The organism is Streptomyces sp. NBC_00028, assembly GCF_045041065.1.
Classification (GTDB): Bacteria; Actinomycetota; Actinomycetes; order Streptomycetales; family Streptomycetaceae; genus Streptomyces.
This window is the reverse complement of the sequence record NZ_CP108293.1, coordinates 4,648,168-4,670,618: the sequence shown is the minus strand read 5'-3', so window position 1 is coordinate 4,670,618 and position 22,451 is coordinate 4,648,168. Positions and strand designations below refer to the sequence as shown.

The following is a 22,451-nucleotide window of genomic DNA, read 5'->3' as shown; positions in this document are numbered from 1 at the left end:
AAGAGCTTTGGCAAGGCTTCGACAGAGCTGATTCCTTACGGGGGTTGAGATGTGCAAGGTGGTACTCGCGCGGCTTCGGGCGGCGCGGAAGGACGCGGGAATGGTCACCTCGGAGTACGCGATGGGGATCGTCGCGGCGGTGGCGTTCGCGGTCGTCCTCTACAAGGTGGTGACCAGCGGAGCGGTGAGCGCGGAGCTCCAGGGCATCGTGAAGCAGGCCCTCGATGCGCGGATGTGAGCGGGGCGCGGACCGGGGCGCGGACCGGGGGTTCGTGACGGCGGAGTCGGCCGTGGTGCTGCCCGTGCTGGTGATGTTCGCGACGGCACTGGTGTGGGGGCTGCTCGTGGTGGCCGCGCAGATCCAGTGCGTGGACGCGGCCCGGACAGGGGCGCGTGCGGCGGCCCGGCAGGATCCGCCAGGCTCGGTCGTCGAGGTGGCCCGCGAGGCGGCGCCGCGCGGTGCGAAGGTCACGGTCAGCCGGGAAGAGACCCAGGTCCGGGTCGTGGTCGTGGCCAGGCCACCGGTACTGCACGGGTTGCCGTTCGAGGTACGGGAGGAGGCCGTGGCCTCGGTGGAGGGCGGACCATGAGCGGGCGCCGTGGGTGGCGGCGCGGCCTCGGTTCCGACCGGGGCTCCGCCACCGTTTGGAGTGTCGGTGCGATCGCCGTGCTCTGCGTGGTGTTCGGGGTCGTGCTCGCCCTGGGGCAGGCTGTGGTGACCCGGCATCGTGCGGCCGGCGGTGCGGATCTCGCGGCGCTCGCGGCGGCGGACCACTGGGCGGACGGTGATGAGGGGGCCTGTGCTCTGGCAGGCCGGGTGGCCCGGGAGCAGGGCACCCGGCTGGTGCGGTGCGCGCTCATGGGGGACGTCTCGGATGTGACGGCGGCGGCCGGACGGGGGCCGTTCACGGCGGAGGTCAGGGCACGGGCGGGACCGGCGGAACAGCCGCTTCCGCCACCTTCGCTTCCATCGCCGGTTACGGCGCCGCCTCCTGTGCCGGTGCCGGGGCCCCCTCTTCCGTAGCTGCCTCCTCCGCCGGCGCCGAAGGCCCCTCCGCCGACGCCTGCGCCTCGGCCCCCGCTCCCGCAACCGCCCCCTCCGCCGGCGCTCCCCGCAGCAACACCGTGAGCAAGCGCACCGCCCCCCTCTTGTGCAACGGGTCGTTGCCGTTGCCGCACTTGGGGGACTGGATGCAGGACGGGCAGCCGGCGTCGCACTCGCAGGAGGCGATGGCCTCGCGGGTGGCGGTGAGCCAGGCGCGGGCGGTGTGGAAGGCGCGCTCCGCGAAGCCCGCGCCGCCGGGGTGGCCGTCGTAGACAAAGACCGTGGGGAGCAGGGTGTCGGGGTGCAGCGGGATCGAGACGCCACCGATGTCCCAGCGGTCGCAGGTGGCGAACAGGGGGAGCAGGCCGATGGAGGCGTGTTCGGCGGCGTGCAGCGCGCCGCCGAGGATCTCGGGGTTGATGCGGGCCTCGTCGAGCTGGTCCTCGGTGACCGTCCACCACACCGCGCGGGTGCGCAGCGTACGAGGAGGGAGGTCGAGCTTGGTCTCGCCCAGGACCTCACCGGTGATGAGGCGTCTGCGGAGGAAGGAGACCACCTGGTTGGTGACCTCGACGGAGCCGTAGCACAACCGGCCCTGGCCCCAGGGGACTTCGACGTCCGTCTCCAGGACGGCGATGGAGGTCGTGTCGCGGGCCACGGTCGAGTACGGCGGGTTCGCCTCCTCCACCAGCGCCACCGAGTCCTCCAGGTCCAGCTTCCGCACCAAGTAGGTGCGGCCCTGGTGGAGATGGACCGCGCCCTCGTGGACGGTCGTGTGGGCGGCGCCCGCGTCCACCGTGCCGAGGAGGCGGCCCGTGCCCGACTCCACGATCTGCACCGGACGGCCGCCCTCGCCGCGGATGTCGGCGAGGTCGGCGGCGGATTCCCGGCGGGTCCAGTGCCAGGCCTTCGTGCGGCGGCGGAGCAGCTTCGCGGCCTCCAGCTGCGGCAGCAGGTCCGCGCAGGCCGGGCCGAACAGGTCCATGTCCTCGTCGGTCAACGGCAGTTCCGCCGCCGCCGCGCACAGGTGCGGGGCGAGGACGTACGGGTTGTCGGGGTCGAGGACGGTTGATTCCACGGGCTGCTCGAAGAGGGCCTCGGGGTGATGGACCAGGAAGGTGTCCAGGGGGTCGTCGCGGGCGACCAGGACAGCCAGGGCGCCCTGGCCGGAGCGGCCCGCCCGGCCCGCCTGCTGCCACAGGGACGCGCGAGTGCCCGGGTAGCCGGCGATCACGACGGCGTCCAACCCCGAGACGTCGATGCCGAGTTCCAGGGCCGTCGTGGCGGCGAGGCCCAGCAACTCGCCGGAGTGGAGGGCCTGTTCCAGGGCGCGGCGTTCCTCCGGGAGGTAGCCGCCGCGGTAGGCGGCGACGCGCCGGGCCAGGGAGCGGTCGACCTCGGCCAGGCGTTCCTGGGCGATGACCGAGATGAGCTCGGCGCCGCGCCGGGAGCGGACGAAGGCGACCGAGCGGACGCCCTGCACGGTCAGGTCGGTCAGGAGGTCGGCCGTCTCGGCGGTGGCCGTGCGGCGGACCGGGGCGCCCTTCTCGCCCTGCATCTCCGTGAGCGGGGGTTCCCACAGGGCGAAGACCAGCTCGCCGCGCGGGGAGGCGTCGTCGGCGACCTCGACCACCGGGAGGCCGGTCAGGCGCCGGGCGGCGACCGAGGGCTCGGCGGCGGTCGCGGAGGCCAGCAGGAAGACCGGGGAGGCGCCGTAGCGGGCGCAGAGGCGACGCAGCCGGCGCAGGACCTGGGCGACGTGGGAGCCGAAGACGCCGCGGTAGGTGTGGACCTCGTCGATGACGACGTACTTGAGCGCCTTCAGGAAGGAGGACCAGCGGGGGTGGGACGGGAGGATGCCACGGTGCAGCATGTCCGGGTTGGTCAGGACGTAGTTGCCGTACTGGCGGATCCACTCTCGTTCCTCGAACGGGGTGTCACCGTCGTAGACGGCTGGTCGAACTGAATTGCCCAGCGGTTGTGAAAGTTCCTTCACAGATCGGCACTGATCCGCCGCGAGCGCCTTCGTGGGCGCGAGGTAGAGCGCGGTGGCGCCGCGGCCGTTCGGGGCCTCGGAGCCGTCCAGGAGGGCCGTCAGGACGGGCGTGAGGTACGCCAGGGACTTGCCGGAGGCGGTGCCGGTGGCGACGACCACCGACTCGCCGTCCAGGGCGTGCTCCGCGGCGCGTGCCTGGTGGGCCCAGGGGTGTTCGATGCCCGCCGCCCGGACCGCCGCGAGCACCTCCGGGCGAATCCGGTCAGGCCAGACGGCATGGCGGCCCTCGCGCGGGGGCAAGTGCTCCGTATGAGTGATGCGCGAAGCACGGCTCGGCCCCGAGGCGAGCCGGCCCAGCACCGTGCCCGGGTCCGCCCGGGACACGGGGTTCGTCGGGGATCGATCGGATCGGTGATTCTTGGCCATCGGCACCGAGTGTGTCACCGGCGTGACGGACAATGGGACCAAGGCGTCGTGCACGCCTGCCGGTAAGTGATTGAATGCCATCGCGGCTGGCGAACCGTCCTGGGGGCTCTGCCGAGTGTCCTAACGGGCGACCGCTCGATAGCAAGGTGCTGGAGGATCCGTGGACCTGTCCCTGTCGACCCGTACCGTCGGCGATCGTACGGTCGTCGAGGTCGGTGGCGAAATCGACGTATATACCGCGCCCAAGCTGCGCGAGCAGCTGGTCGAGCTGGTGAACGACGGGAGTTTCCACCTCGTCGTCGACATGGAGGGCGTGGACTTCCTCGACTCCACCGGGCTCGGCGTGCTGGTCGGCGGCCTGAAGCGGGTGCGTGCCCATGAGGGCTCGCTGCGCCTGGTCTGCAACCAGGAGCGCATTCTGAAGATCTTCCGCATCACCGGTCTCACCAAGGTGTTCCCGATCCACACCTCGGTCGAGGAAGCGGTGGCGGCGACCGACTGAACCACCGGACCGGGCCGGTGACCTGAACCGCGCCCGGGACGGCTGTACTACAGGGGGGTCCGGACTTTCGGCGGTCCGGTCCCCCGACAGCACGCCCGTAGTTCCGAGGGGGATGCATGGCCACCGTTGAGCTCCGCTTCAGCGCGCTGCCCGAGCACGTCCGGACCGCCCGACTGGTGGCGGCAGCGGTGGCGCGCAGGGCCGGAGTGGACGAGGCCGTACTCGACGAGGTCAGGCTCGCCGTCGGCGAGGCCTGCTCCCGTGCCGTCGGACTGCATCAGAACAGCGGTATCACCTCTCCGGTGAAGGTGCTGCTGATCGAGGAGGAGAAGCAGTTCTCCATCGAGGTCGGCGACGAGGCGCCGCGTTCGGCCCCGGGTGACCGGGCGCCCGGCGCGGCGGCCGAGGATCCGGACGCGGAGACCGAGGAGGACGAGATGGGCCTGGCGGTCATCAGCGGCCTCGTCGACGACGTGGAGGTCACCGCGGGGGAGCACGGCGGGTCGATCCGTATGACCTGGCCGACCACCCCGCCGGCCGCGACGCTTCCCTGACCTTCATACATACGAGTACATACGAGCAGAACATCAAAGGGCCCCGCTCCGGCGGGGCCCTTTGTATTTTCGGAATTCGTGAAATGATTCACGATCAGTCAATGCCTTTGGGGCATTAGCTCTTTCGGGTTCTGTGGCGTGACGTCGATCATTTGCTGAAGAGCATGTGAAGGCTAATTCCGTTTACCGCCCACTGTTTTGATCAGGTTCCGCTACCTACAATCCGTCCACATCTTGAGCTCAGCCCAAGCGTCAAGGAGGACGAATGGCGGGGCTTTCTACCCCTCATCAGCTGGACCATCCCACTACCCTCGCAGCCGCGGTACTGACCGACGACAACCGGATCATCATCTGGGTGATCGCCGCCGTCGCAGTGGCCGCGCTCGTGGTCGCGGGCGTCCTGGTACGCCAGGTGCTCGCGGCGGGCGAGGGAACCGACAGCATGAAAGAGATCGCAGCGGCCGTACAGGAAGGCGCCAACGCCTATCTGGCCCGGCAGCTGCGCACGCTCGGCGTATTCGCTGTGGTCGTGTTCTTCCTGCTCATGCTGCTGCCCGCGGACGACTGGAATCAGCGCGCCGGTCGATCCGTCTTCTTCTTGATCGGCGCGGCGTTCTCGGCGGCCACCGGATATATCGGCATGTGGCTCGCCGTGCGCAGCAATGTGCGCGTTGCCGCGGCGGCACGGGAAGCGACACCTGCGGAAGGTGAACCGGAAAAGGATCTCACCGCCGTCTCGCACAAAGCAATGAAGATCGCTTTCCGTACGGGCGGCGTCGTCGGCATGTTCACGGTGGGGCTCGGTCTGCTGGGCGCCTCCTGTGTCGTGCTGGTCTACGCGGCCGACGCGCCGAAGGTGCTCGAGGGTTTCGGCCTCGGGGCCGCCCTGATCGCCATGTTCATGCGTGTCGGCGGCGGCATCTTCACCAAGGCCGCCGACGTCGGCGCCGACCTGGTCGGCAAGGTCGAGCAGGGCATTCCGGAGGACGACCCGCGCAATGCCGCGACCATCGCCGACAACGTGGGCGACAACGTCGGCGACTGCGCGGGCATGGCGGCCGACCTCTTCGAGTCGTACGCCGTGACCCTGGTCGCCGCGCTGATCCTCGGCAAGGCGGCCTTCGGCGACTCCGGGCTCGCCTTCCCGCTGATCGTCCCGGCGATCGGTGTCCTCACCGCCATGATCGGCATCTTCGCGGTGGCGCCGCGCCGGTCCGACCGCAGTGGCATGTCCGCGATCAACCGGGGGTTCTTCATCTCCGCGGTGATCTCGCTCGTGCTGGTGGCCGCGGCCGTCTTCGCGTACCTGCCGTCGTCGTACGCCGATCTCGACGGTGTCACCGACGGGGCGATCGCCGGCAAGGACGGCGACCCGCGCGTCCTCGCGCTCGTCGCGGTGGCGATCGGCATCCTGCTCGCCGCCGTCATCCAGCAGCTGACCGGCTACTTCACCGAGACCACCCGGCGTCCCGTCCAGGACATCGGCAAGACCTCGCTCACCGGCCCGGCCACCGTCGTCCTCGCCGGTATCTCGATCGGTCTCGAATCGGCCGTCTACACCGCCCTGTTGATCGGCCTCGGCGTCTACGGGGCCTTCCTGCTCGGCGGTACGTCGATCATGCTGGCGCTGTTCGCGGTGGCGCTGGCCGGTACCGGGCTGCTCACCACGGTCGGCGTCATCGTCGCCATGGACACCTTCGGGCCGGTCTCCGACAACGCCCAGGGCATCGCCGAGATGTCCGGCGACGTCGAGGGCGCGGGCGCGCAGGTGCTCACCAACCTGGACGCCGTCGGCAACACCACCAAGGCCATCACCAAGGGCATCGCCATCGCCACCGCCGTCCTCGCGGCGTCGGCGCTCTTCGGGTCGTACCGTGACGCCATCACGACGGGCGCCCAGGACGTCGGCGAGAAACTGTCCGGCGACGGGGCTCCGATGAGCCTGATGATGGACATCTCGCAGCCCAACAACCTCGTCGGCCTCATCGCGGGCGCCGCGGTCGTCTTCCTCTTCTCGGGGCTCGCCATCAACGCCGTGTCGCGGTCGGCGGGTGCCGTGGTCTACGAGGTGCGACGGCAGTTCCGCGAGCGGCCCGGGATCATGGACTACAGCGAGAAGCCGGAGTACGGCAAGGTCGTCGACATCTGCACCAGGGACGCGCTCAGGGAGCTGACGACCCCAGGGCTGCTCGCCGTCATGGCGCCCATCTTCATCGGGTTCACGCTCGGTGTCGGCGCCCTCGGCTCGTATCTCGCGGGCGCGATCGGCACGGGCACACTCATGGCGGTGTTCCTCGCCAACTCCGGCGGCGCCTGGGACAACGCCAAGAAGCTCGTCGAGGACGGTCATCACGGCGGCAAGGGCAGCGAGGCCCACGCCGCGACCGTCATCGGCGACACGGTCGGCGACCCCTTCAAGGACACCGCCGGGCCCGCGATCAACCCGCTGCTGAAGGTGATGAACCTCGTCGCGCTGCTCATCGCGCCCGCGGTCATCAAGTTCAGCTACGGCGAGGACAAGAGCATCGGCGTCCGGATCGGGATCGCCCTGGTCTCGCTCGCCGTGATCGTCGGTGCGGTCTATGTCTCCAAGCGGCGCGGGATCGCCGTAGGAGACGAGGAGGACAGCGCCAAGAGGGTGGCGAGTTCGGCCGATCCCGCGGTGGTTTCGTAGGCGGCCTTACGGCAGTCCCCTCACCTGGGGCGGGCGGGTGGCGCGGTGGACGCGCTGCCCGCCCGCTCTGTGTGCGCACGCCCCCTTCGTGACCCTTCTCTCACTTGGTGCAAATGGCTTTAATGCGTGACTTATCGGACGGCCTGCTTGTAGGTGTCCTCCAGTCGCCGTGTATGTTCCGGGGCCGAGGAGCCATGGAAGGGACCAATCCGGTGAACAAGAAGCTCGCAGCCGCGCTGTCCGGCGGTGCGGTACTGGCGATGGCGCTGTCGGCATGCAGCAGCGGTGACGACAACAGCGAGAAGCTGGACGCCTGGGCCAAGCAGGTCTGTGACGCCGTCAAGCCGCAGGCCAAGAAGATCGAGGCCGCCAATCTCGCGATCCAGAAGGAGACCTCGGACAGCAGCGCGCCCAAGGACGTCCAGAAGACCGACGCCCAGGCCTTCCAGGACATGTCCGACGCCTACAAAGCGATCGGCGCCGCCGTGCAGAAGGCCGGAGCGCCGGACACCGGCGACGGCAAGAACGCCGAGAAGAAGCAGCTGGACGCGGTCAAGGAGCTCAACACCCTCTCCGCCTCCTACGCCTCCCTGAAGAAGCAGGTCGACGAGCTCGACACCAAGGACCAGGGCAAGTTCGCGGACGGCCTCAAGGACGTCGCGACCGAGCTCGACAAGCTGAGCACCAGCGGCAGCGACGCCCTGAAGAACCTCGAGGAGGGCGACGTCGGCAAGGCCATGGCCCAGCAGGCGAGCTGCAAGAGCGCGTCCACCACGCCGTCGGCGACCGCCGGCTGACCCTCGCGTCACGTCGCCCCGGCGCCGCAGGCACCGCCTGCGGCGCCGGTTTGCGTTCACAATGGGGGCGTGAGTGACTCCAGCCTTGCCCCCCTGCCCTCCGCCGACCGCCCCGACGTCGCCGCCGCCCTGCGGGACGCCCTCCTGGGCGCCTCCTTCACCGCCGACGGGCTGCTCGAACTGCTCGGCGCCCCCGCGTACGCGGCGCTCGCCCGCAGCGAGACCGTCCCCGCGCTGCGGGCGACCCGTGGGGACAGCGCCCTGGAGGTGCTCGTACGGCTCTTCCTGCTCCAGCAGCCCGTGCCCCACGCGCGCGTGGCCGACGTACTGCCCCTGGAGGCGTGTCTGGCGGCCGGGTGGCTCACGCAGGCCCACGGCGCCGAGGTCGCCGCGACCGTGGACGTACGGCCGTACGGCGGGCCCGAGGGCGAGGACTGGTTCATCGTGTCCGACCTCGGGTGCGCCGTCGGCGGCGCCGGTGGCATCGGCAGCCGGGAGGAGGGCGTCGTCCTCGGCGTCGGCGGGGCGTCCACGACCCTCGCCGGCATCACCGTCCGCACGCCGGTCGGCTCCGCGCTCGACCTCGGCACCGGGTCCGGCATCCAGGCGCTGCACGCCGCGCGGCACGCCACGCGCGTGACGGCGACCGACCTCAACCCGCGCGCCCTGCACATCACCGCGCTCACGCTGGCGCTGTCCGGCGCCCCGGCGGCCGAGCTGCGGGAGGGCTCGCTCTTCGAGCCGGTGCGCGACGACGAGACGTACGACCTGATCGTCTCCAACCCGCCCTTCGTGATCTCGCCGGGCGCCCGGCTGACGTACCGGGACGGCGGGATGGGCGGGGACGATCTGTGCCGGTCGCTCGTTCAGCAGGCGGGGGAACGGCTGAACGAGGGCGGGTTCGCGCAGTTCCTCGCCAACTGGCAGCACGTGGAAGGGGAGGACTGGCAGGACAGGCTCAGGTCGTGGGTGCCGCGCGGGTGCGACGCGTGGATCGTCCAGCGCGAGGTGCAGGACGTCACGCAGTACGCCGAGCTGTGGCTCAGGGACGCCGGTGACCACCGCGGGGACCCGGCCGAGTACCAGGCGCTGTACGACGCCTGGCTGGACGAGTTCGAGGCGCGCAAGGTACGGGCGGTCGGCTTCGGCTGGATCACCCTGCGCAGGACCGGGGCCGCCGATCCCTCGGTCGTCGCGGAGGAGTGGCCGCACCCCGTCGAGCAGCCGCTCGGCGACACCGTACGGGCGCACTTCGAGCGGCTCGACTATCTGCGGGCGCACGACGACGCGGCGCTGCTGGAAGGGCACTTCAAGCTGGCGCCGGAGATCGTGCAGGAGCAGGTCGGGCTGCCCGGCGCCGAGGACCCGGAGCACGTGGTGCTGCGCCAGAACCGCGGCATGCGCCGCGCCACCAAGGTGGACACGGTCGGCGCGGGATTCGCCGGCGTGTGCGACGGCTCGCTGAGCGCGGGGCGGATCCTGGACGCCATCGCGCAACTGGTCGGCGAGGACCCGGTGTTGCTGCGCGACCGTACGCCGGCACAGATCCGGCTGCTGGTGGAGCAGGGGTTCCTGGAGCCTGCCTGAGCGGGGCGGGACGGGGCTGGGGCCGAGTCGGCTGAGGCCGGGGCGCACTCCTGAGACGCATGTGCCCGGTCTGGTCTGATTGGTGACGAAAAGGTCTCCTGTCAGTGGCACGTGCGAGGCTACCTTCGAGGGACAGGTCCGACGCGTCCTCGGGGGAGGCGCACCCGCTCGGGCCTCGGGGGGAGGCGTGATGTCGGGGGAGACGCCGGATCACGGTGAGGGCAGGGTCGTGGGCGGCCGCTACCGCCTGTTGCGGACGCTCGGCGCGGGCGGCATGGGCCGGGTCTGGCTGGCGTACGACGACGAGCTGGCCTGCGAGGTCGCGCTCAAGGAGATCGCCCTCCCGGACGTGCCGATGGACGCGAGCGAACCCGCGCAGCGCATCGCGCGGGCCCGCAGCGAGGCCCGGCACGCGGCACGGCTGCGCGGGCACCCGCATGTGGCGACGGTGCATGACGTGGTGGTGCACGAGGGGCTGCCGTGGATCGTCATGGAGTACGTGCCGGACGCGGTCGACCTCCAGGCGGTCGTACGGAGTTCGGGCCCGCTGCCGCCCGTCCAGGCGGCCCGCGTCGGGCTCGCCGTGCTCGACGCGCTGACCGCAGGACACCGGATCGGCATCCTCCACAGGGATGTGAAACCGGCCAACATCCTGCTGGCGTCGGACGCTTCGGGCGACCCGTACGCGCGCGTGCTGCTCACCGACTACGGCATCGCACTCCAACCCGAGTCCCGCGAGCCCCGGCTCACCGCCACGGCCGGCATCCTCGGCACGCCCGGCTATCTCGCGCCGGAACGCGCGCGGGGGGAGCCGCCCACACCGGCCGCGGATCTGTTCTCGCTCGGCGCGACCCTGTACTCGGCCGTGGAGGGCCACGGTCCCTTCGACCGGCACGGCGAGTACGCGACCCTGACCGCCCTGCTGGGCGAGGAGCCGACCCCGCCGGTACGGGCGGGTGAACTGACCCCCGTGCTCCAGGGGTTGCTGGTCAAGGACCCGGTGCGCAGGTCGTCACCGGAGGCGGCGGCGCGGGGGCTTGAGCGGGTGGTGCGGGGGGCGACGCCGGGGTTCGGGCCGGCGCCTGAGGCGTTCGGTGCGGGGGGTGCGGCCGGGGCGTTCGGCGCCGGCGGTTCGACCGAGGGGCTCCGTGCGGGTGGTGCGGCTGAGGGGCGGGGCGCGCAGCCGGTCGGCTCGGGTGCGGTTCCGGGTGGCGGTGGGGTCGTGGACGGGCCGCCGCCCGGGTACGTCGCCAGCACCTCGCCGGGGTGGGGGAGCGGTGGCGCGGGAGCGGGTACGCCGCAGACTCCGGGTACTCCGGGTACGCCCGGTGCTCCAGGGGTGCCGGGTGCGCCGCAGACGCCTGGGACGCCTCAGACGCCGGGTACGCCGGGCGGGCCCTTCACGCCGGGTGCCGCGCAGACACCGCACACGCCGGGTGGGGCGCCTGGGTCGGCGTACGACCCATGGCGGCAGACCGGCGCCTCGCCGCAGTCGCCCGAACCCGGCAACCCCTACGCGCAGGGGCCCTACGCGAGCGGAGGCGCTCAGCCGCCCCCGGCGGGGAGCGGCGGGCCCACGCCCTACGGCCCCTATGCGGGAAGCGGCGGCCCGTCCCCGTACGGGAGTAGCCCGACGCCTCCCTATGCCGGCAGCCCGGCATCCCCTTACGCCGGCAGCCCCACGCCCCCTTACGCGGGCGGCGCTCCCACCCCCGGAGCCCCCACCCAGCCCTATCCGGGCGCCACTTCCGGTGCCGGCTGGGCCGGTGGCGGCCCGGGTGCACCCGGCGGCGGCATGCCCGGACCGCCCGCTCCGCCCTCCGGGGACAAGAAGCGCCTCGCCCTTGTCGCGCTCGTCGTGGCCGTCGTTCTGGTCGTCGCCGGTGGGACCTGGCTGGCCGTCTCGCTGACCGGCGACGGCGACGACAACACCACCGCGGCGAACAAACCGCCCACCTCCAGCGTGCCCAAGAGCTCGCCGCCGCCGACCGGGCCGGTGCTGCCGTACGGCGATGTCGTGGGCCTCGGCAAGCCGTTGGAGACCGGGGACTGCGTGCAGGCGGTCTGGACGGGGACGCCGTTCAAGTCGGCGCCGAACCTCGGGGTGGTGGACTGCGCCGACGACTGGCCGGACGGCCAGGTCGTGGCGGTCGACACGGCCACCGACTACGCCGACGCGCGCGCGTCGGGCGCCCAGCGCTGCGCGAACCAGACGCGCGCGGTCGTCGACGCCCTGCCGGACGCGGCGCTCTACGCCGTCGTACCGACCAAGGAGGGCTTCACCGCGGCCAACAGCGGTACGGCATGTCTCGTACTCGGCCGCCATGCGGCGATAGGCGGTGAGGTCGGCCGGTTCCGCGACGAGGGCGCCCGGCTGTGGGTCGGTCAGATGAGCACGGGTGACTGCTGGATCTACGAGGAGGAGGACGACGGCTACAACGCCCCGCTCACCGACTGCGGGAAACCCCACACCGACCAGGTCATCGGCGTTGTTCAGGCACCCGCGGAAATGACCTACGAGAAAGCCACCGACAACGCGACCAAGCTGTGCGGCAACAAATTCGAGTCGACCTGGGCACCGGGATCGGAGCGCACCGTCTACGGCTGGGTGGCCGACGAGGACGACTGGGACACGGGGTTCAAGAAGGCGGTGTGCACGGTGAGCCGGACCGACGGTGAGAAGACGACCGGAAAGATACCCGCGCCCGGATCGGTCTGAGCCGGGCCCGCCCCAAGGGCGTCCGGGGAGTCCACAGCCGTGCTGGTCCCGCGTTCACCTCGGGTTCGCCTGGCCGCCGCCCGCGCGTGTCAGCCTCCATGCCCGAGGGCCTGCGCGGTCGGGAGAAATGGGGCAGGGGGAGCCATGGAGAGCGGACCGGCGATCTTCGCGGGGACGGTGTTCGCGCTGTTCGGAGCCGGGCTGCTGACGTGGACCGCGGTCCGCCTGCGACACGGGGAACCCGTCGCGCACGGTGTGAGCCCGGTCGCATCGGCGGCGATCGCGAGCTGTGCCTCGGTGATCGCGCTCGTCGTCGGCGCATGGTGCTTCACCCGGCTCTGATGACCATGAAAAGGCCGAGGTCCCGGTAATTGGGAGGGGGTCCTCCACTAAGGCTCGAAATGGCCGGTGGGTACTCCGGGCGGCAGGAATGGCGGTAGTCGGGTTACCGTTCGAGTGGCCGTTGCGGGCTTTTCCCGTTTGACACGGGGGCGGGATGTACCGTCACACTCCGCAGCGTCACCATGACCCGACCCTGGGGTCAAGCGACCCCGGGGAGGTGCAGGCACGTCCCCACGCCGCCCGGCACGCACTCTCGCCGCACCGGTCGAAGGCCCTAGTAGCTCCGCTACGAGGACCTCCCACCGGCACACCGAGAGCACGCACCGAACGACGCGGAAACGCACCTGCTCCTCCCCGGAGCCGCCTGCGCCTGGGGAGGCCCCAGCGTCGACCGGAGAGAAGAGCGAAGTTGTCCCCGACCAGCGAGACCGCACACGGCGGCCGCCGACTCGTCATTGTCGAGTCGCCAGCCAAGGCGAAGACGATCAAGGGCTACCTCGGCCCTGGTTACGTCGTCGAGGCGAGCGTCGGGCACATCCGCGACCTCCCCAACGGCGCCGCGGAGGTGCCGGAGAAGTACACCGGCGAGGTCCGCCGCCTCGGCGTGGACGTCGAGCACGACTTCGAGCCCATCTATGTCGTCAACGCCGACAAGAAGGCCCAGGTCAAGAAGCTCAAGGATCTGCTGAAGGACTCCGACGAGCTCTTCCTCGCCACCGATGAGGACCGCGAGGGCGAGGCCATCGCGTGGCACCTCCTGGAGGTCCTCAAGCCCAAGGTCCCGGTCAAGCGCATGGTGTTCCACGAGATCACCAAGGACGCGATCCGGGCCGCCGTCGCCAACCCGCGCGATCTCAACCAGCGCATGGTCGACGCCCAGGAGACCCGTCGCATCCTCGACCGCCTCTACGGCTACGAGGTCTCGCCGGTCCTGTGGAAGAAGGTCATGCCGCGCCTTTCGGCGGGCCGTGTCCAGTCCGTCGCCACGCGTCTCGTCGTCGAGCGGGAGCGCGAGCGCATCGCCTTCCGCTCCGCCGAGTACTGGGACCTGACCGGCACCTTCGGCACCGGCCGCACCGGCGACGCGAGCGACCCGTCGACCCTGGTCGCGCGGCTCCAGACGGTCGACGGCAAGCGGGTCGCGCAGGGCCGTGACTTCGACTCCCTGGGCCAGATCAAGGGCGCCAACACCCTTCACCTCGACGAGGCGGGCGCCCGCGCGCTGGCCGCCGCGCTGGAGAACACGGACTTCGCCGTCCGGTCCGTCGAGTCCAAGCCGTACCGCCGCTCGCCGTACGCCCCGTTCCGTACGACGACCCTCCAGCAGGAGGCCAGCCGCAAGCTCGGCTTCGGCGCGAAGGCGACCATGCAGGTCGCCCAGAAGCTGTACGAGAACGGCTACATCACGTACATGCGTACGGACTCCACGACGCTCAGCGACACCGCTGTCACCGCGGCCCGCGCGCAGGTCACGCAGCTGTACGGGGCCGACTACCTGCCGTCCGCGCCGCGGACGTACGCCGGGAAGGTCAAGAACGCGCAGGAGGCGCACGAGGCGATCCGCCCCTCGGGTGATCGTTTCCGCACGCCCGCCGAGACCGGACTGACCGGCGACCAGTTCAAGCTGTACGAGCTGATCTGGAAGCGGACCGTCGCCTCCCAGATGAAGGACGCGACCGGCAACTCCGTCACCGTCAAGATCGGTGGCACCGCCGCCGACGGCCGGGACGTCGAGTTCAGCGCCTCCGGCAAGACGATCACCTTCCACGGCTTCCTGAAGGCCTACGTCGAGGGCGCCGACGACCCCAACGCCGAGCTGGACGACCGCGAGCGCCGGCTGCCCCAGGTCAGCCAGGGCGACCGGCTCTCCGCCGAGGAGATCACGGTCGACGGGCACGCCACCAAGCCCCCGGCCCGCTACACCGAGGCCAGCCTGGTCAAGGAGCTCGAAGAGCGCGAGATCGGCCGCCCGTCGACGTACGCGTCGATCATCGGCACGATCCTCGACCGCGGCTATGTCTTCAAGAAGGGCACGGCACTCGTCCCGTCCTTCCTGTCCTTCGCCGTGGTCAACCTCCTGGAGAAGCACTTCGGGCGGCTCGTCGACTACGACTTCACCGCCAAGATGGAGGACGACCTCGACCGCATCGCGCGCGGTGAGGCCCAGTCCGTGCCGTGGCTGAAGCGGTTCTACTTCGGCGAGGGCACGGAGGGCGGCGCGGCCGACGCCGGCAACGGCGACGGGGACCACCTCGGTGGCCTCAAGGAGCTGGTGACCGACCTGGGCGCGATCGACGCGCGCGAGGTGTCGTCGTTCCCGGTGGGCAGCGGCATCGTGCTGCGCGTCGGGCGCTACGGCCCGTACATCGAGCGCGGCGAGAAGGATTCCGAGGGCCACCAGCGCGCGGACGTGCCGGAGGACCTCGCTCCGGACGAGCTGTCCGTCGAGCTCGCCGAGGAGCTGCTCGCCAAGCCGAGCGGTGACTTCGAGCTCGGCGCCGACCCGGTGAGCGGCAACCAGATCATCGCCCGCGACGGCCGCTACGGCCCGTACGTCACCGAGGTGCTCCCCGAGGGCACCCCGAAGACCGGCAAGAACGCGGTGAAGCCGCGGACGGCCTCGCTGTTCAAGTCGATGGCGCTGGACACGGTGACGCTGGAGGACGCCCTCAAGCTGATGTCGCTGCCGCGCGTGGTCGGCGCCGACGCCGAAGGCCAGGAGATCACCGCGCAGAACGGGCGCTACGGGCCGTACCTGAAGAAGGGCACGGACTCGCGCTCGCTCACCTCCGAGGACCAGCTTTTCACGATCACGCTCGAAGAGGCGCTCGCGATCTACGCCCAGCCCAAGCAGCGCGGCCGGGCCGCCGCCAAGCCGCCGCTGAAGGAGCTGGGCACCGACCCGGTCAGCGAGAAGCCGGTCGTGGTCAAGGACGGCCGCTTCGGGCCGTACGTCACCGACGGGGAGACCAACGCGACCCTGCGCTCCGGCGACAGCGTCGAGGACATCACCCCCGAGCGCGGCTACGAACTCCTCGCCGAGAAGCGGGCGAAGGGCCCCGCCAAGAAGACGGCGAAGAAGGCTCCCGCCAAGAAGGCCACGGCGAAGAAGGCCGCCCCGGCCAAGAAGACGGCCGCCAAGAAGACCGCCGCGAAGACGACGACGGCCGCGAAGAAGACCACCGCGAAGAAGGCGGCGGCTTCGAAGACGGCGGCGGAGGACTGATACAAGCCGCGTCGCTCCACTGAGGCTTCGCAAAACGAACGCCCCGGCATCACTTTGGTGTCGGGGCGTGCGCACGTTCGGACGGGCGCCACGGACTGTCGGTGCTGCCCGATAGGCTGAAAGCATGACGCGAGCCGAGCAGCCAACGGCCCACCACCCGGCCCCCGACGACGCCCTTGCCGCGGACTCCCGCGAGCGCGCCGTCCGCGCCCTGCTGCGCCAACCACAGCTGAAGCGGCTGTGGAGCGCGCAGTTGGTGGGCGGAGTCGGCGACGCCCTGGCCCTTCTGGTGGTGGTGATCCTCGCCCTCCAGGCGGCGATCGTCGAGGGGTCCTTCGGGGGTGATTACCGAGGAGTGTCGTTCGCAGTGGCGACCGTCTTCGGGGTGCGCATCCTGGCCACGCTGCTCTTCGGCGCGGTCCTCCTCGGCCCGCTGACGTCCCTCACCTCGCAGGAGGGGCCGCTCGACCGCCGCTGGACCATGGTCGGCGCGGACGGGGTGCGCGCGGCGCTGCTGATCGTCGCGCCCCTGTGGATCGACTGGACGCCCCAGAACGCGCTGCCGATGCTCCTGGTGACGGCCTTCGTCACCGGAGTCGCCGAGCGCTTCTGGAGCGTGTGCCGCGAGAGCGCGGCGCCCGCCCTGCTCCCGGCCCCGCCGCCGGAGGGCGCGACGGTACGCCCGCTGCCGGACCACCTGGACGCGCTGCGCCGCCTGTCGCTGCGTACGGGCTTCGTGGCGATCCCGCTGGCCGCCGCCGCGCTCGTCACCGCCGCGCTCGTCAACAACCTTCTGGGCGCCGGGATCGACTGGTTCGACCAGCACCAGGCGGCCCTCGCCTCGTATGTCGCGGCGGGTCTGTTCGCCGCGTCGCTGTCCGTGCTGACCTTCCTGGAGCTGCCCGACACGCGCACCCCGCGCGCGCGTTCGCCGCTGGAGGGCCTGCGCCGCCCCAAGACGGGCACCGGCGTCGACAAGGGCCGCACCGGTGTGCTGCCGCTGCTGGTCCTCGCCTCCGCCGCCGTCGCGGGCGCGGTCTCCGCGGCCGTCGCGGTCTCCGTGCTGCACGCCAAGGACCTGGGCGGCGGGCCGGTGACGTACGGCCTGCTGGTGCTCGCGCTGACAGGCGGGGTCGTCGTCGGTATCCGTACGGCGCCCAAGGTGCTGGTCTCCCTCTCGCGCCGCCGTCTGCTCGCGCTGGCGATCGCCTTCACCGGCGTCGCCCTGCTGGCCGCGGGTCTCGTCCCGGATGTCACCACCGTCGTGCTCATCGTCGCCCTGGCCGGCGTCGGCGCGGGCGTGGCCGCCAACACCGGGCATGCGCTGCTCGACCAGGAGACCGAGGACTACCGCCGCCCGCGCACCACCGAGCATCTGCACGCGGTCGTACGGGTCTTCGTGGCGCTCGGCGCGGTCATCGCCCCGTTGGTGGCCGCGCTGATCGGGCCGCATCGTCTGGAAAGCGGCAAGTTCGTGTTCGCGCACGGCGGGGCCGCCTTCACGATGATGCTGGTCGGCGCGCTGCTGCTGCCGGTGGCCGCGCTGGTGCTCGCCAAGGTCGACGACCGTTCCGGAGTGCCGCTGCGGCACGATCTGCGGGACGCGCTGCTCGGCGGCGACGACCCGGTGACCGCGCCGACGGCGACCGGCTTCTTCATCGCCCTGGAGGGCGGCGACGGCGCCGGGAAGTCCACCCAGGCCGAGGCGCTCGCCGAGTGGATAAGGGCCAAGGGCCACGAGGTCGTGGTCACGCGCGAGCCGGGCGCGACGCCGGTCGGCAAGCGGCTGCGGTCGATCCTGCTGGACGTGTCGTCGGCCGGACTCTCGCACCGCGCGGAGGCGCTGCTGTACGCGGCGGACCGCGCGGAGCACGTGGACACGGTCGTCCGGCCCGCACTGGAGCGTGGCGCGGTCGTCATCTCCGACCGGTACATCGACTCGTCGGTGGCCTACCAGGGGGCGGGCCGTGACCTGTCCCCGACCGAGATCGCCCGCATCAACCGCTGGGCCACGGACGGACTGGTTCCGCATCTGACGGTGCTCCTGGACGTCTCCCCGGAGATCGCCCGGGAGCGGTTCACCGAGGCGCCCGACCGGCTGGAGTCGGAGCCGGCGGAGTTCCACGCGCGCGTGCGCTCCGGGTTCCTGACGCTCGCCGCGGCCGACCCCGGCCGGTACCTCGTGGTGGACGCGGGCCAGGAGCCCGAGGCCGTCACCACCGTCGTACGGCACCGGCTCGACCAACTGCTGCCGCTCTCCGAGCAGGAGATCCGGGAGCAGGAGGAGGCCCGGCGCAAGGCCGAGGAGGAAGCGCGCCGCAAGGCCGAGGAGGAGGCCGCGCGCAAGGCCGAGGAAGAGCGTCTGGAGCGCGAGCGCCAGGAGCAGCTGGAGCGGCTGCGCGCCGAGGAGGAGGAGCGCAAGCGGCGCGAGCTGGAGGAGGCGCAGCGGCGCGAGGCCGAACGGCAGGCCGAGGAGGCCCGGCTGCGGGCCGAGGAAGCGCGGAAGCGGGCCGAGGAGGAGCGGGCGCGACTGCTCGCCGAGGAGAAGGCCCGCGCCGAGGAGGAAGCCCGCCGCAAGGCCGACGAGGAGCGGCGGCGCAAGCAGGCCGAGGAAGAGGCGCGGCTGCACGCCGAGGCCGAGGCGCGGCGCGTGGAGAAGCAGCGCAAGGCCGAGGAGGCGTTGCTGCGGGCCGAGGAGGCGCGCCGGCTCGCCGAGCAGGCCTCGGCCGCGGCCGAGGCGGGCCCGAAGAAGCCGTCGCCGCCCGTGGTGGCGCCGGAGGCGGCGACCGTGCCCACGCCGGTGGTGACGCCGACGAACGCGTCGGGCGGGCCGGTGGAGGAGACGGCGGTACTGCGGAAGATCTCCGACGGGGCGGACGCCGGCGAGGGGCGCGGTTCTGAGGGGCATGCTGCTGAGGGCCGTGGCTCTGAGGGCCGTGGCTCTGACGGCCGTGGCTCTGAGGGCCGTGGCTCTGACGGCCGTGGCTCCGAGGGGCGGGGCTCTGGGGGGCGGGGCTCTGACAACGAGGTGACCGCCGAGCTGCCCAAGCCTCCGGCTTCGGCGGCCGACGAGACGGCGGTGCTGCCGCCGGTGGTGCCGGGTGCGGCTGATGAGACGGCGGTGCTGCCTCCTGTCGTGCCGGGTGCGGCGGACGAGACCGCGGTGCTGCCTCCCGTCGTGCCGGGGGCCGCCGACGAGACGGCCGTGTTGCCGCCGGTGCCGGGGGAGACCCCGGTCGACCGGGTGCCGCCGGGGTTCTTCCGGGAGGAGCAGGCGCGGCCCGACGGGGCCGAGGACCGTACGCGGGAGATGCCTCAGCTCGACGAGACCGGCGCGCCCCGCAAGCGGGCCAGGTCGGACTGGGCCGAGGAGACACCGCTGGACGATCTGCCGTCGCTGGCGGACGAGTTGCTGGGCCCGCGCGACCGGGACGGCGACGAGTTCGGTGACGGGCGGGGGCGGCGTGGCCGGGGGCGTCGGGGCTGACGCCGCGGCGGTCGCGGGGCGGCGTTGTCAGTGCCGCCCCGCACAATGGATGCCGTACTACGGGCCAGCACGTCCGGCTCGTACCCCCCACCGTGACGAAAGGGCGGCGTGACCCATGACCGTCTGGGACGACCTCGTCGGACAGGAGAAGGTGAGTGAGCAGCTGACCGCTGCCGCTCGGGACGCCGACGCGTTCGTCACCGCCGCCGCTTCCGACGCGCCGCCGCCCACCGCGTCGAAGATGACGCACGCGTGGCTGTTCACCGGCCCGCCGGGAGCCGGGCGGACGCAGACCGCGCGGGCCTTCGCGGCGGCGCTGCAGTGCGTGAGCCCGGACCGGGCCCTCGGCGGGGTCCCCGGGTGCGGGTTCTGCGACGGATGCCATACGGCCCTCGTCGGCACGCATGCCGACGTCACCACCGTCGCGGCCGTCGGCGCGCAGATCCTCGCCGACGACATGCGCGACACCGTCCGGAAGTCCTTCACGTCACCGGCCAACGGACGCTGGCAGGTGATCCTCGTCGAGGACGCCGAGCGGCTGAACGAGAAGTCGGCCAACGCCGTGCTGAAGGCGGTCGAGGAGCCCGCCCCCCGTACGGTCTGGCTCCTCTGCGCCCCCTCCATCGAGGACGTCCTGCCCACCATCCGCTCCCGCTGCCGACACCTCAACCTGCGGACGCCCTCCGTGGACGCGGTCGCCGACCTTCTCGTACGACGTGAGGGCATCGAGCCCGACGTGGCGGCGGCCGTCGCCCGGGCCACGCAGGGGCATGTCGACCGGGCCCGCAGGCTCGCCACCGACCCGGCCGCTCGCGAGCGCAGGGCCGCCGTCCTGAAGCTGCCCCTGCGCGTGGACGACGTGGGCGGCTGCCTCAAGGCCGCGCAGGAACTCGTCGACGCCGCCGCCGAGGACGCCAAGCTGCTCGCCGAGGAGATGGACGGCAAGGAGACCGAGGAGCTCAAGGCGGCGCTGGGCGCGGTCCAGGGCGGGCGGCTGCCGCGGGGCACGGCGGGCGTGATGAAGGACCTGGAGGACAAGCAGAAGCGGCGCAGAACCCGGACGCAGCGCGACAGCCTGGACGTCGCGCTGACCGACCTCACCGGCTTCTACCGCGACGTCCTCGCCCTCCAGCTCGGCTCCCGGGTCGCCATCGCCAACGCGGACGCGGAGGATGCCCTGGAGCGGCTCGCCCGCGGCAGCTCCCCGGAGGCCACGCTCCGCCGTATCGAGGCGATCGCCGCCTGCCGCGACGCCCTCGACCGCAACGTGGCGCCGCTGCTCGCGGTGGAGGCGATGACGATGGCACTGCGAGCGGGCTGACCGACCGAGGCACCCCCCACGATCAACTGGAGGTTGACCAGGTAACTCGTACGAGCCGGATTGTGTACGCAGGGCATTCGTGCCACTGCACAGAGTTACGCTCGCGTGATGTACCTCAGGCGCAGTCCTCGCCCCGCAGCCCCGACCGCCCCGCCCCGCCCCCGGCGTTCCCTTACCGGCGGTGCCGTGCTCGCCGTCGCCGCGCTGCTCGTCTCCGCCTGCTCCTCGGGGAGTGCGACGGGCTCTCCGAGCTCGGCCGCGGAGGCGGCGCTGGCCGCGCTGCCGAAGGCCACGCCGGCCGCGCTCACGTCGTACTACGAACAGAAGCTGAGCTGGCGCAGCTGCGGTGTCCCCGGCTTCCAGTGCGCGACGATGAGGGCGCCGCTCGACTACGACAAGCCGGACGCCGGTGACGTCCGCCTCGCGGTCGCCCGCAAGAAGGCCACCGGCTCCGGCAAGGCGCTCGGCTCACTGCTGGTGAACCCGGGCGGGCCGGGCGGCTCGGCGGTCGGCTACCTCCAGGCGTACGCCGGGATCGGCTACCCCGCCGAGGTCCGTGCCCGGTACGACATGGTGGCGGTCGACCCGCGCGGCGTCGCCCGCAGCGAGCCCGTGGAGTGTCTCGACGGGCGGGACATGGACGCGTACACGCAGACCGACACGACACCCGACGACGTGGAGGAGACCGACGAACTCGTCGACGCGTACAAGAAGTTCGCGGAGGGGTGCGGGGCGCGGTCGCCGGAGCTGCTGCGCCATGTGTCCACCGCCGAGGCGGCCCGGGACATGGACATCCTGCGGGCCGCGCTGGGCGACGCGAAGCTGACGTACGTCGGGGCGTCGTACGGGACGTTCCTCGGGGCGACGTACGCGGGCCTCTTCCCTGACCGGGTCGGCCGGCTGGTCCTGGACGGCGCGATGGACCCGTCCCTGCCGGCCCGGCGGATGAACCTGGACCAGACGGCGGGGTTCGAGACGGCGTTCCAGTCGTTCGCGCGGGACTGTGTGCAGCAGCCGGACTGCCCGCTGGGCAAGCGGGCGGACCAGGTCGGGACCCGGCTGAAGGCCTTCTTCCGCAAGCTCGACGCGCGCCCGATCCCCACCGGTGACGCGGACGGCCGCAAGCTGGGCGAGGCGCTCGCCACGACCGGGGTGATCGCGGCGATGTACGACGAGGGCGCCTGGGCGCAGTTGCGGGAGGCGCTGACCTCGGCGATGGAGGACGACGACGGCGCGGGCCTGCTGTTCCTCTCCGACAGCTACTACGAGCGGGACGCTGACGCCCGCTACTCGAACCTGATGTTCGCCAACGCGGCCGTGAACTGCCTCGACCTGCCCGCCGCGTTCTCCACGCCGGACGAGGTGCGTGAGGCGCTGCCCGAGTTCGAGAAGGCGTCCCCGGTCTTCGGCGAGGGCCTGGCCTGGGCCTCGCTGAACTGTGCGTACTGGCCGGTGCAGGCCACGGGTGAGCCGCACCGCATCACCGCGCGCGGCGCCGCCCCGATCGTCGTCGTCGGCACCACCCGCGACCCGGCGACCCCGTACCGCTGGGCCCGAGCCCTGGCCGCCCAGCTGACCTCCTCCCGCCTCCTCACCTACGAGGGCGACGGCCACACCGCCTACGGCCGCGGCAGCACCTGCATCGACTCCGCCATCGACGCCTACCTGCTCCACGGGACGCCCCCGACGCAGGGCAAGCGCTGCTCCTAGCGCACCCCTCCCAGCCCCGGAACGACCCCCTCCGGGGCTGGTGCGGAGCACCCTTCGAAACTGTG

General features: G+C 72.0%; 15 protein-coding genes. 14 read left to right on the top strand and 1 reads right to left on the bottom strand.

Annotated features, from left to right (window positions below):
• Positions 1-49: 49 nt before the first annotated feature.
• From OG885_RS20815 to OG885_RS20805, 3 genes are read left to right on the top strand one after another with little or no spacing between them, the layout of a single operon-like run.
• Entirely contained in the window at positions 50-238 is a 189-nt protein-coding gene (locus tag OG885_RS20815) for a DUF4244 domain-containing protein (protein WP_329336481.1), read from the top strand.
• A complete protein-coding gene (locus tag OG885_RS20810; protein WP_405733783.1) occupies positions 225-590 on the top strand; it encodes a TadE family type IV pilus minor pilin in 366 nt (121 codons plus the stop codon). The genes OG885_RS20815 and OG885_RS20810 overlap by 14 nt, the downstream gene beginning before the upstream one ends.
• Entirely contained in the window at positions 587-1,024 is a 438-nt protein-coding gene (locus OG885_RS20805) for an Rv3654c family TadE-like protein (RefSeq protein WP_405733780.1), read from the top strand. The genes OG885_RS20810 and OG885_RS20805 overlap by 4 nt, the downstream gene beginning before the upstream one ends.
• Here OG885_RS20805 and OG885_RS20800 read toward each other — a convergent pair.
• Entirely contained in the window at positions 978-3,548 is a 2,571-nt protein-coding gene (locus tag OG885_RS20800; RefSeq protein ID WP_405733777.1) for a DEAD/DEAH box helicase, read from the bottom strand. The two genes, OG885_RS20805 and OG885_RS20800, sit on opposite strands and share 47 nt — an antisense overlap.
• Before the next feature lie 79 nt (positions 3,549-3,627).
• On the opposite strand from OG885_RS20800, the gene bldG reads away from it, so the two are divergent.
• From bldG to OG885_RS20745, 11 genes are all read left to right on the top strand, one after another.
• Positions 3,628-3,969 (top strand): anti-sigma factor antagonist BldG, encoded by a 342-nt coding sequence (gene bldG, locus OG885_RS20795; protein ID WP_003975386.1) that lies wholly within the window; start codon positions 3,628-3,630, stop codon positions 3,967-3,969.
• Positions 3,970-4,085: 116 nt separating this feature from the next.
• Entirely contained in the window at positions 4,086-4,523 is a 438-nt protein-coding gene (locus OG885_RS20790; RefSeq protein ID WP_399952310.1) for an ATP-binding protein, read from the top strand.
• 265 nt (positions 4,524-4,788) lie between these two features.
• Positions 4,789-7,197: a sodium-translocating pyrophosphatase gene (locus OG885_RS20785; RefSeq protein ID WP_405733773.1), complete on the top strand. Its 2,409-nt coding sequence runs from the start codon at positions 4,789-4,791 to the stop codon at positions 7,195-7,197.
• Between the two features lie 194 nt (positions 7,198-7,391).
• Positions 7,392-7,994, top strand: coding sequence for a small secreted protein (locus OG885_RS20780; protein WP_405733770.1), 603 nt, complete (start codon positions 7,392-7,394; stop codon positions 7,992-7,994).
• A 69-nt stretch (positions 7,995-8,063) separates the two neighbouring features.
• The gene (locus OG885_RS20775) at positions 8,064-9,581 is read left to right on the top strand and encodes a methyltransferase (protein WP_405733767.1); all 1,518 of its coding nucleotides are present in this window, start codon (positions 8,064-8,066) and stop codon (positions 9,579-9,581) included.
• A 190-nt stretch (positions 9,582-9,771) separates the two neighbouring features.
• Positions 9,772-12,300 carry a protein kinase domain-containing protein gene (locus OG885_RS20770; RefSeq protein WP_405733764.1) on the top strand — a complete coding sequence of 843 codons (2,529 nt, stop codon included), beginning with the start codon at positions 9,772-9,774 and terminating at the stop codon, positions 12,298-12,300.
• Between the two features lie 144 nt (positions 12,301-12,444).
• Positions 12,445-12,642, top strand: coding sequence for a hypothetical protein (locus OG885_RS20765; RefSeq protein ID WP_329336465.1), 198 nt, complete (start codon positions 12,445-12,447; stop codon positions 12,640-12,642).
• A gap of 409 nt (positions 12,643-13,051) precedes the next feature.
• Positions 13,052-15,868 (top strand): type I DNA topoisomerase, encoded by a 2,817-nt coding sequence (gene topA / locus OG885_RS20760; RefSeq protein WP_405733760.1) that lies wholly within the window; start codon positions 13,052-13,054, stop codon positions 15,866-15,868.
• A gap of 124 nt (positions 15,869-15,992) precedes the next feature.
• A complete protein-coding gene (tmk, locus tag OG885_RS20755) occupies positions 15,993-19,355 on the top strand; it encodes a dTMP kinase (RefSeq protein ID WP_405733757.1) in 3,363 nt (1,120 codons plus the stop codon).
• Positions 19,356-19,470: 115 nt separating this feature from the next.
• Complete coding sequence (locus tag OG885_RS20750) at positions 19,471-20,676, top strand: DNA polymerase III subunit delta' (protein WP_405733754.1); 1,206 nt, start codon at positions 19,471-19,473, stop codon at positions 20,674-20,676.
• A 108-nt stretch (positions 20,677-20,784) separates the two neighbouring features.
• On the top strand, positions 20,785-22,386 hold the full coding sequence (locus tag OG885_RS20745) for an alpha/beta hydrolase (RefSeq protein WP_405733751.1): 1,602 nt from the start codon (positions 20,785-20,787) through the stop codon (positions 22,384-22,386).
• Positions 22,387-22,451 lie beyond the last annotated feature (65 nt).